Annotated in this window: 12 protein-coding genes; 6 read left to right on the top strand and 6 right to left on the bottom strand. The window is 68.5% G+C overall.

Going from position 1 to position 15,938, the window contains the following annotated elements; genetic code table 11:
* Positions 1-41 precede the first annotated feature (41 nt).
* Genes BLU09_RS29970 through BLU09_RS29980 form a run of 3 tightly spaced genes read right to left on the bottom strand, consistent with a single transcriptional unit; the run spans position 42 to position 4,498 of the window.
* A complete protein-coding gene (locus BLU09_RS29970) occupies positions 42-3,194 on the bottom strand; it encodes a hypothetical protein (protein ID WP_090493498.1) in 3,153 nt (1,050 codons plus the stop codon).
* A 12-nt stretch (positions 3,195-3,206) separates the two neighbouring features.
* A complete protein-coding gene (locus BLU09_RS29975; protein WP_244172132.1) occupies positions 3,207-4,169 on the bottom strand; it encodes a hypothetical protein in 963 nt (320 codons plus the stop codon).
* On the bottom strand, positions 4,166-4,498 hold the full coding sequence (locus BLU09_RS29980) for a hypothetical protein (protein ID WP_090493608.1): 333 nt from the start codon (positions 4,496-4,498) through the stop codon (positions 4,166-4,168). Before BLU09_RS29980 ends, BLU09_RS29975 begins: the two co-directional genes overlap by 4 nt.
* A 287-nt stretch (positions 4,499-4,785) precedes the next feature.
* On the opposite strand from BLU09_RS29980, the gene BLU09_RS29985 reads away from it, so the two are divergent.
* The gene (locus BLU09_RS29985; RefSeq protein WP_244172133.1) at positions 4,786-5,601 is read left to right on the top strand and encodes a spermidine synthase; all 816 of its coding nucleotides are present in this window, start codon (positions 4,786-4,788) and stop codon (positions 5,599-5,601) included.
* 85 nt (positions 5,602-5,686) lie between these two features.
* On the opposite strand, the gene BLU09_RS29990 is transcribed toward BLU09_RS29985, so the two are convergent.
* Positions 5,687-6,163: a VOC family protein gene (locus BLU09_RS29990; RefSeq protein ID WP_090493502.1), complete on the bottom strand. Its 477-nt coding sequence runs from the start codon at positions 6,161-6,163 to the stop codon at positions 5,687-5,689.
* A gap of 34 nt (positions 6,164-6,197) precedes the next feature.
* Entirely contained in the window at positions 6,198-6,845 is a 648-nt protein-coding gene (locus tag BLU09_RS29995; RefSeq protein WP_167371188.1) for a TetR/AcrR family transcriptional regulator, read from the bottom strand.
* 311 nt (positions 6,846-7,156) lie between these two features.
* Between BLU09_RS29995 and BLU09_RS30000 the strand changes: the two genes are divergently transcribed.
* The 3 genes from BLU09_RS30000 (at position 7,157) to BLU09_RS30010 (ending at position 13,391) form a co-directional block, all read left to right on the top strand.
* Positions 7,157-11,026: a Kelch repeat-containing protein gene (locus BLU09_RS30000; RefSeq protein ID WP_090493507.1), complete on the top strand. Its 3,870-nt coding sequence runs from the start codon at positions 7,157-7,159 to the stop codon at positions 11,024-11,026.
* Between the two features lie 36 nt (positions 11,027-11,062).
* Positions 11,063-12,640, top strand: coding sequence for an OmpA family protein (locus BLU09_RS30005; RefSeq protein WP_244172134.1), 1,578 nt, complete (start codon positions 11,063-11,065; stop codon positions 12,638-12,640).
* A gap of 355 nt (positions 12,641-12,995) precedes the next feature.
* Positions 12,996-13,391 carry a hypothetical protein gene (locus BLU09_RS30010; RefSeq protein ID WP_090493511.1) on the top strand — a complete coding sequence of 132 codons (396 nt, stop codon included), beginning with the start codon at positions 12,996-12,998 and terminating at the stop codon, positions 13,389-13,391.
* On the opposite strand, the gene BLU09_RS30015 is transcribed toward BLU09_RS30010, so the two are convergent.
* Positions 13,369-13,944: a TetR/AcrR family transcriptional regulator gene (locus BLU09_RS30015; protein WP_244172135.1), complete on the bottom strand. Its 576-nt coding sequence runs from the start codon at positions 13,942-13,944 to the stop codon at positions 13,369-13,371. The two genes, BLU09_RS30010 and BLU09_RS30015, sit on opposite strands and share 23 nt — an antisense overlap.
* Before the next feature lie 68 nt (positions 13,945-14,012).
* On the opposite strand from BLU09_RS30015, the gene BLU09_RS30020 reads away from it, so the two are divergent.
* Positions 14,013-14,441 carry a VOC family protein gene (locus tag BLU09_RS30020; protein ID WP_090493515.1) on the top strand — a complete coding sequence of 143 codons (429 nt, stop codon included), beginning with the start codon at positions 14,013-14,015 and terminating at the stop codon, positions 14,439-14,441.
* Positions 14,442-15,166: 725 nt separating this feature from the next.
* Entirely contained in the window at positions 15,167-15,922 is a 756-nt protein-coding gene (locus tag BLU09_RS30025; RefSeq protein ID WP_090493517.1) for a DUF6585 family protein, read from the top strand.
* Positions 15,923-15,938: the final 16 nt, after the last annotated feature.

Raw genomic sequence — 15,938 nt, forward strand, 5'->3', positions numbered from 1 at the left:
GTCCATCGGGAGCCTCGAAGTTCGAGGCTCCCACCACGGCCTCAAAAGACGTCGGGACGCGGAAGGACTTGCGCGGAATAGACGAGCACGTGTCCCCCTTCGTCGAAGAAAGCCGGGTCGTGGCTGGAATTCACCTGGGTGGGGCCACCCACCGTGGCGATGGACTGCCCCATGGAGACCAGCGGCGCGTTGCATCGCTGAGGGAGCGCGGGAGTGTGCTTGGAGCAGGTCGTCCCCACCCTGTAGGACTCAGGACATGGCGCGGGTGGGCCACCGCAGGTGGAGCAAGGCAGGCCCACGGGGAATTCCTTGCTGCATTTCAGACACCAGTTGAAGCCAAGCGGAGGAGGCGCGGGGGGATAGGGGTGTGCGATGCAGGGCATGGTATTGGTACAGCCGACCACCCCACACTGCCACCTTTGCCAGGCGTAGCCGCACAGATGCCGCGCCTCGGTCGGACCGTGAGTCGGGCAGTCCCCGGGCGCGCTCCGCGTCTTGTTACAGCCGACGCACCACCGCAGTTCCTTGTCCTGGGTGCAAAGGCCCGGCACGGTCGCGTGCATGGCCGGATGGTCATCGCAGGCGTAGGCGCCATCCGTCACGCGTGCCACCGATGCGCACCGCTGACCATCGACGTTGAACACCAGGCCAGGCCGCGGGCCCCCAATCCAGGTGCACAGCTTTCCACGACCAATGGACATGCCGAACGACGGGATGAGCTGGACCTGCACCCGAGGGTCACCAGCCACGGCGCCAGGGGGCTGCGGCCCGAAGGGGGGAACGGGGCTGTTCCCCCCGTGATAGAAAAGGTCCAGGCGGTTCATGGCGTGGTCCAGGCAGACCTCCAGGCCCAGGGTGACGCCATCCACCGTGACCACTGAGCCGCCTCCGTCGCCCGACAGGTTGATTTCCGACCCGACGCGGTTCGGCCGGTTCAACCAGGTGGCGCCCAGCCCCACCCGGTTGGGGCTCGCCGCCGGTACGTCCGTGGAGCCTTCCGTGGGAAGCGCCAGCCTGTCCGTGCCGCCATGGATCTCGATACGCCGGCCCAAGCCCGTTGGGTCGAACCAGGCATTGGCATTGTGGGAGTTGGGTCCCACGAAATCGATGGCGGAGACGTACTCCTTGTAGACGGCGGCCCCTTTCAACCCCTGGCTGAGCAGGGGTGCAGGCCAGCCCTTCTGGACCATGACGACGTTGAAGACTTCCGTCGACCTGGGCTCGACGAGCTCCGCCGACCCGCTGGCGAAGCCCACCTTCTTGTTCGCCAGCGTGAGGCAGTACCGGCCCGCCCCCAGCGGCACACACCCTTTGATGTCGTCCTCTTCAGACCCCGTGCGCAGCTTCCACGGCGCAGCAGGCGCGGCGCCCGATGACGGAATGAAGATGCGAGAGCACACCCTGGAGTTGACCACGACCTCCGTGCAGGGTCCCGTCTGGTCAACGGTGTCAATCCAAGCCACGGGTTCGGACAAAGCGATAGGGCCTGGAACAAGGCCGCTCTTGCCGTCCACGGTGAGCTGGTACTCGCCGGGCGTGAGCGTCGTCGCGACGGCCTTGAGTGCGTGGTTCTGCCCAATCCCACGCACCTTCCAGGTCGTTTCGGGAGGGCGCGAAAGCGCGACCTTGAGGACGTCATCCACGCCGGACGTATTGGCCTCGAGGAGGACCGCGTGGACCTGCCCCTCCCCGCCATGCGTGAGAGGCGTCCCGGTGGGCGCCCCCGTCACCGCATCCAACTCCTCGTGCGGGAGATAGCCGATGGCGCTGCCAAACACGAAGAGCCAGTCTGCGTACTCCGGCTTGTCCGTCTCCTGCCGGAGCTGCCGCGTGACGTCCCAGAGCTTCTCGACCGGATATCCACCGTCCTTTCCTCGGAAGTAGAACTCCGGGGCCATGAACAACTTGAGGACGTTCTCCTCGGGACGGATGTGGCCATCCGCCGCCGCGAGTCGAATGGCATCCTTCATCACATCGCAGCGCGTCTGGATGTCGACGTCCGGGTCCGCGTCGCCCAGGTAGTCGATTCCGGGGCCAGGCACGCGAGCCTTCGTCCCCGGCTTGACGTTGAAGGCAATGAACTGCACCTGCGCATAGTCGAAGGCACGGACCTGGGTGGGCATCACGGCCAGCGCGAGGCCCAGCGGTTCGTCTTCGTCACTGTGCGCCTGGAGCTGCACCCGGTAGGGCAACTGGTCGCGGCGAATCGCGGCCTTGTCCCACGTCTTCCGCGCATCCTTCAGGAACTCGTAGCGCTTCCGGGTCCGGAGCTGCTGCTCGTCCAGGGGCGCGAAGAACACCACGTTGTCGTCCTTGTCCCAGACGACGACCTGCCCCCGCTTGAGCTTGCCGTGGTCCCCTTGCAGCTCCCACGAGACACTCAGCGTGTCCTCGTCGAGCTCGGGGTCCGCGCCCTTGACGGGCTTCCAGCGTGGAGCGAAAGGCGTCAGGAGGATTTTCGCCGCGTTGTCCCGGTCATCCTTGTAGTACCGCACCAGCACGTCATAGGGCGCGCAGCCGTGGTGGATGAAGGTCCCCGTGCCCTCCCGCTTCAGCACGCCCTGCGTGGCCTCGCTCTCCCCTTTCCAGTCCGGGAGCTTCTGGGCCACGGCGGGCGGCCGCCTGTCAGCGACCTCGTAGCATTTGCGCCGGCGGAACAAGTGCGTGGAGCCCCCCTCCGTCGCATCCGTGTCGCAGGCCACCTGCCCGCCCTGAGGCGAAAGCGAGTGATACCCATGGGCGTGGACCTCGAAGTCCACCTTGTCGGCACTAGAGGCGACACCTTCCAGCACGTACTCCGCTTCGCAGGTGCCGGAGGGTGGCAGGAACCACCGGGTGAGCTTGCGGATGGACACCGCCGGAGCAGGAAACCGGCGCCGCACCTGCACGGTGTGCGCCGTGTCCAGGGCGAGCGGCGCGGCGGGCTTCCACGGCACGGGTTTGTGAATGAAGGGCTTCGGTCCCAGCGCGGGGTCGAGCAGCGACGCGAGCGGGTCCGTCTCCGGCCTGGCGCAACCCACGAGTTCGATCAGCGCGCGGTTGATTTCCGCCGGGACGAGGGTGCCCCAATTGTAGAGGGCCACGTCGTTCAACCGTCCGGTGAGACCGTTCGTGTCGAGCAACTCACCCAGTGTCTGCCGGTGCGTCACATCAATCTTGTTGGAATCCGACCGGCGGGCGAAGACAGGAGGCATGGACGCCCTCCGTTACGGGTTCAAGGCCATGAACTCGAAGACTTCGGGGGCGCCGTCGTCCTCGAGCTCGAGTGCGTCGAGCGTCAACGCGGTCTGAGGTCCATTCACCAGGGGAATGTCCTCACTGACGCCGTGGTCGAGCACCCACTGCCTTGGCGAGGCACTCGGCGGCCATTGGACGGTGACGTGCGGCCGGTCGATGGGCGCCATCGTCCCATCAGGCCGCTGGAGCTGGACGGCGAGCTTGAGCTGTCCCAGTTGCTGGACCTGGAAGTGGAATTGAGACCGGCCCGCGGGGATGTCCAGCACAGGTGCGGCGTCCAGCAACTGACCCGTGGCGGAATAGAGCTGGAACTTGCCGCCTCCCGCGAAGCGCAGGGCGAGCGGATAGGGCCCGGGCACCAGCGGTTCCCCACTCCATCCCACCAGGCCCGAGGTCCCCGTGGCCTGAGCCAGGGGATGGGCATCCCCCAGCGTGAGTTCCACGCCGCCGACACCCGCGGCATCGTGCTTCCATCGCAGCAGGAACTCGGGGCGCGCCCCCACTTCGACTGGGACCAGGCACACCGGGCAGGTGTTCAAGATGACCGGCTGCTCCCGGGCCCCTGGATTCAGGAGCAGGTCGTCCACCGCCGAGAGGCCATCCACCGTGACGGTGTAGGCCCCCGCATCCAAGGGCAGGAACCGAGCCACGCCATCGTCTTGCGTCGCGGCCGTCATGTCATTCACGGCGTAGCGCAGGACGCGGCCCTTGGGCTGCATGGCCTTGTTGCGGTGCGGATCGTACACGGGAGGGATGAGCCGGATGGCGCGTCCCGACAGCGACACCTGGACCTGCCCCAGCATCTCCTGGGTGTCTGCCCGATAGACGAGCACCAACAGGCCCGTCTGGTGCTGGACACAGGGAAGAGTCGAAGTCCCCACGACGGTCGACGCGGTCTTCTCCGCGGCCTTCAAGGCGGCGTCGAGATTCATCCATTCCCCTCGCGCGCCTGAGCCAGCTCCAAGCGCGCATAGATGAGATTGAGCTTCTCGGAAGCCGGCCGCTGAGCATCCGTGAGCAGGTCTCCCATCCAGCGGGTGGCTGGCGCCTTCTCGAACCCGGGCCCGAATTCGATGAACAAGAAGACGTACAACGTCACCTCACGGGCGTCCGTGATGCCGTGACGCTCGGCATGGGCGATGCCATCCTCCACCGTGCCGCGCAGGACCCTCGCATCCTGGAGTCGCGCGTCTCCCGGAAATACCGAGGGCAGGCTATGGAGCGTCTCCGCGATGAAGCGCTCGCGCCCTTGCGCGTTCATGAAAGCCATCTGCTCCGGACGGATTCTCAGCATGGCGGGCACGGAGGCTATCAACAGCAACAAAGCAGGAATAGATGTAATCGAAGCAAAATCAATGCCCTTGGAATGCCACCTCACGCTCGACACATCCTTCCCCTGCGCCGAGCAGCCCGTATGCTCGGGGCGTGAGGTGGATGCGTCAGGCAGGACAAGCGTGGGGCCCGAGGCCTTGGCGGACGGCACTCGCCAGTTCCGCCCGGTGGCCAACGAAGGAGCCTTCACGAGCGAGGCAGCGCCACCGAATCGTCGTGGCCCTGGCGCGTGTCTCCCGCGCCTTCGAGTTTCCCCGCACGATTCTGCACGTCGCGAAGTCCGCCAGTGGCCCCATCATCGTCAGCGAGGACGACGAGGGCCGCCGCTACCTCCAGTTCGGGTGGATTGGCGCATTCCAGAGCGCGATGTGGCCGGGCTTCCCGCTGCGCCTGGAGCTGGACTACACGCGAGCGGTGGCGGCGACGCTGGCCTTCGTGCCCGAGCCCTCGCGCCTGCTCGTCGTGGGACTGGGAGGCGGCACCATTCCCACCTTCCTCCGCGCGGTGCTCCCGCACGCGCACATCGACGCGGTGGAAATCCAGCCCCAGGTGCTGGACATGGCCCGGCGCTACTTCGACTTCCACGAGGACGAGGCCCTGCACGCCCATCTCACGGACGGACGGCGTTTCATCGAATCACCCGGGGCGCCGTATGACGTCATCATCCTGGATGCCTACGGCACGCGAAGCATCCCGCCGGCGCTGGCGACGCAGGAGTTCCTGCGGGCCACGCAGGCGAGGCTGACGCCGGACGGGGTGGTGGTGGGCAACGTGCTCCGGAAGTCGGGCCGGCCCGGCTCGCTGATGGACCCGCTGTGGCGGGCCAGCTTCCCGCAGCTCTACGCCTTCGACGTGCAGGCGTCGGACAACCGCATCCTCGTGGGGCTGCCCCATGCGCGCAGGCTCCTCCGTGCGCGATTGCTGGCACGCGCCGGGCAGCTCGCGCGCGAATGGGGCGTGCCCTTCAACCTCCGCGCACGGGTGGCCCGCCGCGTGAGCGTCAGCCGCACCCCTGCGAACAGCCACGGCTGACGCGCAGGTATCGACTGACGTCGAGTTGAAAGCGGCCCCCTGCCCCATACGGACAGGGGGCGGCACCACCGTGCCGTCGGGCAGCCTACTGGTCCGCACCGTCGTACGCGCGCTGCAAGCCCTGGATGTCGAGCTTCACCATGCCCAGCATGGCTTCCATCACCCGGCGCGCCTTCTCCGGGTCCTTGTCATTCAGCATCTTCCCCAACACGGACGGGACGATTTGCCAGGACAGGCCGAAGCGGTCCTTGAGCCAGCCACACTGCTGTGTCTGGCCTCCGCCCTCCAGGAGCTTCGACCACAGCTCATCCACCTCTTCCTGCGTCTGACAGTCCACGAACAGGGAGATGGCCTCGGTGAACTTGTAGTGAGGCCCGCCGTTCAGCGCCATGAACTGCTGTCCATGAAGCTGGAACGTGCCAGAGACGACCGGCGCGGTGTCCGAGTCCCCAGCGCGGTTGAGGCTGAGAATCTTCGCGTCCTTCTTGAAGACGGACACGTAGAACTTCATGGCTTCTTCCGCGTTGCCGTCGAACCACAGGAAAGGCGTGATCTTCTGCATGGTGCGGTCTCCTCTGTTCAGGATGCGCCCGGCGTCAGGCGCGCTTGGATTGCTTGGACTTTGATTTCACCGGCGACTCGAAGAGCCCATCCAGGTACGTGCGCATCTGGCGCAGGTTCTCGAGGACCATTTCGGGCCGCTGCCGCGTCTTGCCCACCAGCATCGAGCCCTGCCACGTGCTGTAGAGCATCCAGGCCACGGCGTCGGGGTCGAAGCCCACGCGCGGCGGATGCAGCCGCTTCGCCTCCGTGAGCAGCCCCGCCACCGCGCCGACCCAGGCCTCCATGTGGCCTTCACCCGCCTGGCGCACAATGGCGTTCGACAGCGCCAGCTCCTGGGACAGCATGCCCACCATGCACGTGAGCATCCCGCCGTGCTGGCGAGCCAGGTCGCTCATGACGTCCAGCAGCCGGTGCAGCTTCTCCAGCGGGTCCACGCCGGGCTCGTCCCAGGCCTCGGCGTACAGCCCCATGCCCATCTCCGCGAAGGCGGCCATCGCGGCGAGGCCCATCGCCTCCTTCGACTCGAAGTGGTGGAAGAAGCTGCCCTTGGTCAGCCCGGCCTCGGCGCAAATCTGGTCCACCGTCGTCGCCGAAAACCCCTGACGCATCATCAGGTGCGTCGCGGCCGCGATGAGCTGACGCCGCGTCTCGGGGGCGTCACGCCTTCGTCGGGTGGGCATCTGGCTCATACAGACTGGTTGGTATGTATTGAATCCACCCCACCCCGTCAAGCGACAGGGGGAACGGAAGCTTCCAGCGCCGTGAGCCAGGAGACGCACAGAACGCACAACGGAGACACGGTCGACATTGCCCATCCGCCCCCGCAGCGGATAAGCCGTTGAAAATGACTCACAGCGTCGGGTTCACGGCTCGCGCCGTCCCGCCGCTCCTTTCGAACCGGAGTTCCTGGATGCAGTCACATCGCGCGGTCTGGAGCAGGCGCCTGATACTCGTGGGGAGCGTCATCCTCCTGTCATGCGGGAAGGAGGGATTGACGCCTCCGGGTGACGACGCGCTGGCCGCCGCACGAGGCCAGGCCCTGTCCCAGTGGAAGCAGGCCCCTTCCGCCCCCACCGCCCTGGCGCTGGCGCTGGCCTACTTCCCCGACCTTGAAACGGGTCCGGCCCCTTCGGCGCCCTCGTCCCGGCTGCTCGATGCGCAGCTCGGGAATGACGGAGGGCTGACGCTGACCACGCGCGGGCTGACCTTCCAGGTCCAGCCGGCGGCCGCCACCCCGGGCACACTCCACCGCGAGCGCTTCGCCGCGTTCCAGGGCGAGCGGCACCTCTGGTGGCCCGCGGGAAGCACGCAGACCACCCCACAGGGCTGGCGCACCTCGCGGGTCGAGGAGGCGTGGATTCTGGACGAGGTACCGGAGGCGCGCGGTGGCAAGCCAACGCACCGCGCCGAGTACACCGTCACGCTGCCGGCCTCCGTCCGGCGCATCCAGGACACGGGCGACTACCTCCAGTTCCTGGATGAAAGCGCGCGCCCCGTGCTCCGCTTCCATCCCGCCGTGGTGCGAGACGCCAACGGCCACTCGCGCGCGGGCAGCACGCGGCTCGCGGGTGGACGCATGAATCCGCGCACCCAGGTGTTCGACGTGGACGGCGCGCAGGTCCGCATCACGACCGAGGTCTCCCTCGCCGGGCTCACCGCGCCGCTCGTCGTCGACCCAGGCTGGTCCTCCACCGCTGCCATGGCGGAGGCCCGCGCTCAGCACGCCGGCCTCCTGCTCGGCACCGGCCAGTTGCTGGTCGTCGGCGGCGTCAACCGCCTGGGCTTCGTGGCTTCGTCCGAACGCTACGACCCCGACACCGACACCTGGAGCGCGGCGGCCGCCGCCGGGATTTTAGGCAACGTCACCATTTCCGCGCGCCTCTCCGACGGGCGTGCGCTCGTGCTGACGGACGGCTCCACGTCGGGGCGCATCTACGACCCCGCGACGGACACCTGGTCGGCCACGGGCCCCATGGCCGCGCCCCGCCCCCTGGCCACCCTCACGCGGCTCGACTCCGGTCAATTCCTCATCGCGGGCGGCAACAATCTCGCGACCGCCGAACTGTACGACCCCGCGAGCAACACGTTCCTCCCCACCGGCAGCCTCCTGAGGGCCCGGAGCCGCCACACCGCCACGCTGCTGCCCGACGGCCGGGTGCTCGCGGTGAGCGGCTTCAACAACGAGGACCGCGAAGTCCCGGGCGCCGACCTCTACGCCCCGGCGGCGGGAACATGGACCGCCGCCGCGGCGCCCCTGGTCCCCAGGCACTACGCCACCGCCACCCTGCTTCCCAATGGCCGCGTGCTGCTCGCGGGTGGACGCACCGCGACCGGTGTCACCACGCATGCGGAGCTCTACGACCCGGCGGCCAACACGTGGACGGCCACGGGCGCCCTGAACTTCCCGCGCAACGGCCATACCGCCTCACTGCTGCCCGACGGCCGGGTGCTCGTCATGGGCGGCGCCAACGCCGCGGGAGATGCCCAGCCGGTCTCCGAGCTCTACGACCCCGCCACCGGCACGTGGACCGCCACGGCCGCCATGGCGATTGGCCGGGAGAACAGCACGACGACCCTGCTCCCCTCCGGCAAGGTGCTCACCGCCGGAGGCTTCCACTCCAATCCGGCAACCACGTTCTACGCGGACACGGAGGTCTATGACCCTGGCGTCCAGGCCTGGGCCGCGGCGGGGACCCTGGGCGCTCCTCGCATTGACCCGCTGATGGCGCTGCTGCCCACGAACCGCGTCCTCGTGGCGGGTGGCCGTGACGGAGCGGGCACCGCGCTGGCGTCCGCCTCGCTGTATGACCGGGCGACGAACGCCTGGTCCGCGGCCGCGGGCCTCTCCACCGCGCGAGCGGATGCCACGGCGACGACGCTGGCCTCGGGCGAGCTGCTCGTCGTGGGTGGCACGAACGCAGGCGGCACGCTGAACACGGCAGAGCGCTATACGCCGGCCACGAACACCTGGAGCCCCGCGGCGTCGCTCACCCGCGCGAGACACCTGCACACCGCGACGCGCCTGCCGGATGGTCGGGTGCTCGTCGTCGGTGGCCAGGACGGCGCGGACGTGCTCGCCTCCGCGGAGCTGTACGACCCGGGCACCCAGGCGTGGACCGCCGCGGCGTCCGCGGCCGGGGCGCGCACCGCGCACGCCGCCGCCCTGCTGCCCGATGGACGGGTGCTCATCGCGGGAGGACGTGACGCGGGTGGAGCAGCCCTCACGTCGGCGGAGGTGTACGACCCCGCCACCAACACCTGGGCGCCCATCGCCGGCCTCGCCCAGGGACGCGAGCGCTTCACGCTGACGCTGCTGTCCTCTGGAGAGCTCCTGGCGGCGGGCGGCGCCGCGGGAGGCGTGGCGCTCACCACCACGGAGCGGTACTCGGCCGTCGCGAACACCTGGACGCCAGACAGCCCGCTGACGCAAGCGCGCTGGCGCCACACCGCCACCCTGATGCCGTCCGGTACACTCCTGGTCGCCGGAGGCCTGAGCGCGCCAGACACCTACGTGGCCTCCGCCGAAACCTACGGAGCCCCGTCGCGGACCTGGACACCGGTCATCGCGCCCGACGTGCGGGGTGGGGCCGTTGCCGTTGCCTTGCCCACGGGCGAGGTCCTGCTCGCGGGTGGCACGGCCGCCACCACGGCCCAGCGCTACGAGGACGTCCTCGCGCTTCCCGCCTGGCGTCCGGTCGTCTCCGCGCCGGAGACGCTGTACCAGACCTGCCCCACCGTCATCGAAGGCCAGGGCTTCCGGGGCATCTCGGGCGCGTCCAGCGGCAGCTACCTGGACTCGCCAACGGACTTCCCCCTGGTGCGCCTGCGCGCCGCCGAGGGAGGGCGGCTCTGGACGCTTCCCGCCACGGACATGTCCACCACGCGCGCGACGGTGCGGGTGCCCGCGGAGGCGCCGCCGGGCCCGTATGCCCTGTCTGTCTTCGCCAACGCCATTCCGGGTGGACGCATGGTGATGGTGCGCGCCAACACCGCGCCCACCGCGGACGCCGTGCGCATCGCCACGATGACCGGCGTCCCGCTGGACATCACGCTCACCGCGACCGACCCGGACGCGGACCAGACGTTGACGTGGACCATCGTCACGCCGCCCCAGCATGGAACGCTGAGCGGCACGCCGCCGAACCTCCAGTACACGCCCAACCCGGGCTACGTGGGCGCCGACAGCTTCACCTATCGCGTCAGTGACTGCGGCCTGGACAGCAACGAGCCCTCGGTGGACATCGCGGTGGAGGCCACCCAGCCCCTGGCCATCACCTGCCCCGAGGACACCGTCATCGAGGCAACAGGGCCTGACGGCGCTCCAGGCAACTGGCCCCCCGCCACCGTGACGCCTGGAGCGGGCGGCCCCGCCACGCTCACCTATTCACCGGCGGAGGGCAGCACGCTGCCGCTGGGGACCACGACCGTCACCGCCACCGCGGAGGACGCCTCTGGCACGCAAGTCACATGCACCTTCCAGGTCGAGGTGCGGGACACCACCCCGCCCGCGCTGACGTGCCCCGCCGACATCCGGACGACCTCCGATGATGCGTCGGGAACGACGGTGACCTTCGAGTTGCCCGAGGCCACGGACGGCGTCTCGACGCCCTCCGTCACGTCCTCGCCGGCGTCGGGGAGCACCTTCCGGCACGGCAACAACACCGTCACCGTCACCGCCACGGACGCCGCAGGCAATGAAGCCCGCTGCACGTTCCAGGTCACCGTCCAGGCAACGGTCGTCTCCATCGCCGGAGGCGGCTGCCAGGCCGCTGGCGGTGGCGCTGCCTCGTCGCTGGCCCTCCTGGTGGTTCTGGCATCGTGGAGCGGACTGCGTCGCCGCTCGCGTCACGCCTCGCACTGACCCGTACGTCACCCTCTTTCGCGAATGGACTTCACCTTGCGTACACAGGCTCGGAGCTGGGCGCTGGCCGCGCTCATCTCCTCAATCGCGCCCAATGCCCTGGCACAAAGCACCACGGGCGCGCTCGTCCCCATCGACCTGGAGCGGCTTCGCTTCACCCCCGCCGCCACGGACTCGATGCTCGTGGACACAGGCCACGTGCTCCCCCAGGGCGCCTACCGGCTGATGCTCATGGCCGGGTATGAGCGCGGCATCCTCCTGCTCAAGGGCAGCGATGGCCAGGAGCGCTCCATCCTCGACTACCGCGTCTCCGGTTGGCTCGCGGGCGCCTGGTCTCCCACCGACCGACTGGAGCTGTCCGCGCGGCTGCCCGTCATCATCCACCAGGGCGGCAAAGGCGCGGACACGCTGGTCGGCATCTCCGCGCCGGACGCGTTCGGCCTCGGCACGCCAGAGCTGGGCGCCCGCTACGCGCTGCTGCGGCGCGAGGACGGCGCCCCCGTCTTCCTCAGCCTGGGCCTGGACGTGGGCACGCCCGGTGGCACCGCGGATGCCTTTGGCCGGCAACAGGGCTGGGCGGGCCTCCAGGTCGCGCCCCGGGTCGCGGTGAGCCGGGAGCTGGGCCCCGTCGTGCTCGGCGCCAGCGCGGGCGTGCGCATCCGCTCCACGGAGAACGAACCCGGACGCGACTTCGGCACCGAGTTGGAGCAAGGCGTCGTCGTGTCCACGCGCGGCAAGGGCCTGCGCGGCGAAATCGCGCTGCAAGCCGCGGAGTCACTGGTGGAGCCGGACCTCGCGCTGGAGCTGTTGGGCGGCGTGCGGCTGCCCGTGGGCGGCGGCTTCGAGGCCTTCGCCATCGCCGGACATGGCTTCACGGACATCCCGGGCACGCCGTCCATCCGCGCGGCCGCGGGCATCGCCTGGGCCCATCAGCCGCCCGCCCGGGAAGACGTGTGCCGGAGCGGCCGGAGTCACACGCCGGAGCAGTGCCCCGCGCTGGATGACGACGGCGACACGGTTCCCAACGGACAGGACCGCTGCCCGCTCGAAGCCGGCCCGCCAGAGAACGACGGCTGCCCGGACACCGACGCGGATGGCGACGGCGTCGTGGACCGCGAGGACGCATGCCCGAACGAGGCGGGCGTCGCCGCCCACCGTGGCTGCCCTGAACCCAAGCAGGAGCCCACGCCACCGCCGCCCGCTCCCGAGCCCGCGCCCCAGGCGCCTGCTCCCGAGCCCCAGGCGCCCACCACCGAAGCGCCGGCGCGGCTGCCGACCGAGCACCACGTTCAGTTCCCGGTGGGTCAGTCGACGCTCTCCGACTCGGAGCGTCGGAACCTGGATGCCATCGCGGACTACCTGAAGGCCAACCCGGGCGTGTCCCTGCGCATCGAAGGACACACGGACAACACCGGCCCCGAGGAGCTCAATCGCACACTGAGCCAGGACCGCGCGGACGCAGTGCGGCAATATCTCATCCAGCAAGGTGTTGAGAGCTCGCGTCTGACTGCGAAGGGCTACGGCCCCGCCCAACCCATTGCGTCCAATGATACGCCCGAGGGACGGAGCGCCAACCGCCGCGTGGAGTTCATCACCAGCACTGCCGGTGAATGAAAACACGACTTATCGCGGAAGCCTAACGGCGCACGGATGGAGCTAAATCCGTGCGTCAGCAGGCAAGTCGAGACTTCACCTGGGAATCTCTCATACAAGAAACACCTGAATAAGATTTCAGCACCTGACGATAACGCCCCCCCTGAGCTCAACGAGGGGCGTGCTGGAGAACGTGGAGCTTGGCGGCTGACGTTCCAGAAAGTGACACGGCGGGTTCAGGCGCAATGCATGGACCCGCTGTGCCGCCTGAAACGCTCGCGTGCCGCATCCGTCAACCGGCGGGCCGGGTTGATTCGCTTTGCGTGACGGAGCATCGTCCGCGGCCATGAGTTCGAGCGAACAACCTCAGACAGTCATGGCCCTGGCCGAAATCTTCGTTCCGCTGGCCGTGGGCATCATCCAGGGCATCCTGGTGATGAAGTTCGTCAAGCCGCTGCTCATGGAACGGCTGGGCGGGCTCGCCGGCCTGGTCCGCTCCCGGGCCAACACCTTCTTCGGCATCGTCCAGATGTCCCTGCTCCTGGGCGTGGTGGCGGCCTGCAACGGCGCCTACGCGCCGCAGACGCTCGCCTGGCTCCAGGAACGCGACATCCTCCCCTTCGAGCCCACGCTGCTCGTGCTGCGCATCTCCGTCATCCTGGCCTCCTATCTGATCGGCACCAACTTGGTCCATGTGGCCTCGGCCCTGTCGGACGACACGGAGTCAAACACGCTGGAGCCGCTGCCGCTCAACGACCGGCGCCAGCGGTGACGCGCTCGATGAGCGCGAGCATCGCCGCGCGGTAGGCCTTCGCATCGCCGCCGGTGCTGATGGCCAGGGCCGCGCGGTCGAAGGCGGCGGATAGCAGGCTGGCGAGCGCCGGCACCAGCGGCCCGTCTCCCAGCAAGGCGGCGAGCCCTTCTCGCAGCGAGCCCGCGGCGGAGGCCTCGTCGAGTGCCATCATCTCCGCATGGCCGAACACCGCCGGCCCATCCACGAGGAGCAGGCGCGTGCGGCCCGGGACAGCCATCGCGTCGAGGTAGGCCAGGCTTCCAGCGATGAGCGCCTCCCGCGCGCCCAGAGCCGGCGGCGTCGCCTGGTCGATGGCCCTGCGCAGCTCAGCGAATTCCCGCTCGAGCACCGCCCGCAGCAGCGCCTGCTTGTCCTCGAAGTGGTGGTAGAGCGCCCCGCGCGTCACGGCGGCGGCGGCCACCACCTCCGGCGTCGACGTCTGCGCGTACCCCTTCTCCACGAACAGCGCCCGGCTCGCGCTCACGAGCGCCTGCCGCGTCGTCGCGCTGCGCTCATCGTTGCTTCTTCGCACCCTCGATTGCATACATGCAGCCTGTATGTTACCTCAGCGAAAGACAAGCTCGAAGGAGAGCGGAGCCCATGAAAATCACCAGTTACTACCCGGTCATCATGACGAACGACGTCGCAGGTACGGCGGCGTTCTACACGGCGCACTTCGGCTTCAGCCCGCGCTTCACCAGCGACTGGTACGTCCACCTCCAGTCGGACGATGCAGAGCATGTCGCGCTGGCCATCCTCGACGGCCGGCACGAAACGGTGCCGGCGGTGGCCCGGGGCACGGTGGCGGGGACCATCCTGAACTTCGAAGTGGAAGACCCGGACGCCGTCTACCGGGACCTGCAGGCGGCCGGCCTGCCCATCCACCTCCCGCTGAGGGACGAAGCCTTCGGCCAGCGGCACTTCATCACCGCGGACCCCAACGGGGTGCTCATCGATGTCATCAAGCCCATTCCGCCGAGCGAGGACTTCGCGAAGCAGTACGAGGCCAGCGCGCTTCCCGTCGGGTGACGGCCGGGGCCGGAAGCCGCCCGCGTAGAGGGGGCGGCCATTCTTGCCCACCGCCAGCAGCTCCTGGTCCGTGCCCAGCCGCAGGTTGTAGACGCGCATTTTGAGCCAATCGCTTTCACATCCCAGCCAAAGACTCTCAAAATACGCTCACGAACTCGCGCCAACCCGTTCCGCACGCGCCAGCGCCACCTCTTCGCGCTCAGGCGCCAAAGCCCATCCTGCTCGCCGGTGGTGGAGGAGACTTCACCGAAGCGGGGCCGAGCCATCGGCGTCCAGGTCCCCAAGGGCCTCGGCGTTCCCGTCCCCGCACCTGCCTGCTCGTCCCCCCAATCCTGTTCACGGAGGTGGGAGTGGCCGGGTTCGCCTTGACGAGTCGCACGACCTGACGGGTATGCCCCACGGCCAGCGGCATCCGCTTCGACCGGATGCTCACCGCCCGCATCGACGCAGGCCTGGACACCACGCGCGGCGGAGGGCGCCGTGCCACCTGAGGCCCCCGCTCCGCCATGCCGCAGGCACGCCAGACACGGAAAGGCTGTGTTTCACGCAACCTCATCCAATGACTTCTCACGCCCTGAGAACGCGGATTGTTTCTCGAATTCGCCGCACCTGAGCAACCCCGAAGCACCACACGGAGTATGAGACACCGGCAAAATACGCCCCTCTGACTTCACCCTGAGCGCACTGGCGAATCTCATCGAAAAGACACACGCGATTGTTTATAGATGCGTGCACTTTTCGACACGGCTCCGGAGTCTTCACTGAAGCGCTCGCACACCCGGGAATTCCCCACGCACGTCCTGTACTGGCTCGCCGCTGGCTTCGCCCTGATTTACGTGGTGGCCGCGGCGTTTCTCTCGTTCGGCAAGATTTACCTGCTCCCGCAGGACTTCATCAAAGGGCTCCTCCGCTACAACTCCGCGCCCATCGTCCTGCTGGCGGGCATCCCCTGCGGCCTGTATTTCATCTTCTGGCGGGCCAGCGACTTGTTCGCATGGTTGGCCGCGCCGCCGAAGCTGGTGGTGGATGAAGAGTGCCTGCGCGCGGGTGACACGCGCATCGCCTGGCGGAACGTGAGCGCCATCATCACGGTGCAGAACCACGACCGGCTCATCCTGCGCCACCGCGGCGGCACCTACCGGCTGAGGCTGAACCTGTGGAGCGACGCGGACGAGCTGTACGCCCACGTAACGGACCATGTCGTCGATGCGCTGATTGACGGCGTGCACCGGCAGGTCAACGCCGGCAAGGCGGTGCAGTTCGGGCCCCTCACGCTCAGTGGCGCCGGGCTGACACACAAGAAGCGGCTGATGCGCTGGGACGACATCGAGAGCATCCGCTTCCAGGACGAGTTCGGCGACGGTGTCTCCACCCGCGAACTGATCATCGCCGCCCAGGGCAAGCCGCTCAAGATTGACGAGGCCCGCATCATCAACGCGCCCGTCCTCCTGGCCTACCTGTCGCAACGGCTGGCCACCTGACTCCCATTCCCCTCAC

This window comes from Myxococcus virescens, assembly GCF_900101905.1.
Classification (GTDB): Bacteria; Myxococcota; Myxococcia; order Myxococcales; family Myxococcaceae; genus Myxococcus; species Myxococcus virescens.

What these genes read in the sequence shown, in the direction of transcription:
- BLU09_RS29970 (WP_090493498.1), bottom strand. Translation starts at nt 3,194, where the DNA reads ATGCCTCCTGTCTTCGCCCGCCGGTCGGATTCCAACAAGATTGATGTG.
- BLU09_RS29975 (WP_244172132.1), bottom strand. Translation starts at nt 4,169, where the DNA reads ATGAATCTCGACGCCGCCTTGAAGGCCGCGGAGAAGACCGCGTCGACC.
- BLU09_RS29980 (WP_090493608.1), bottom strand. Translation starts at nt 4,498, where the DNA reads ATGAACGCGCAAGGGCGCGAGCGCTTCATCGCGGAGACGCTCCATAGC.
- BLU09_RS29990 (WP_090493502.1), bottom strand. Translation starts at nt 6,163, where the DNA reads ATGCAGAAGATCACGCCTTTCCTGTGGTTCGACGGCAACGCGGAAGAA.
- BLU09_RS29995 (WP_167371188.1), bottom strand. Translation starts at nt 6,845, where the DNA reads ATGCCCACCCGACGAAGGCGTGACGCCCCCGAGACGCGGCGTCAGCTC.
- BLU09_RS30010 (WP_090493511.1), top strand. Translation starts at nt 12,996, where the DNA reads ATGGCCCTGGCCGAAATCTTCGTTCCGCTGGCCGTGGGCATCATCCAG.
- BLU09_RS30020 (WP_090493515.1), top strand. Translation starts at nt 14,013, where the DNA reads ATGAAAATCACCAGTTACTACCCGGTCATCATGACGAACGACGTCGCA.
- BLU09_RS30025 (WP_090493517.1), top strand. Translation starts at nt 15,167, where the DNA reads ATGCGTGCACTTTTCGACACGGCTCCGGAGTCTTCACTGAAGCGCTCG.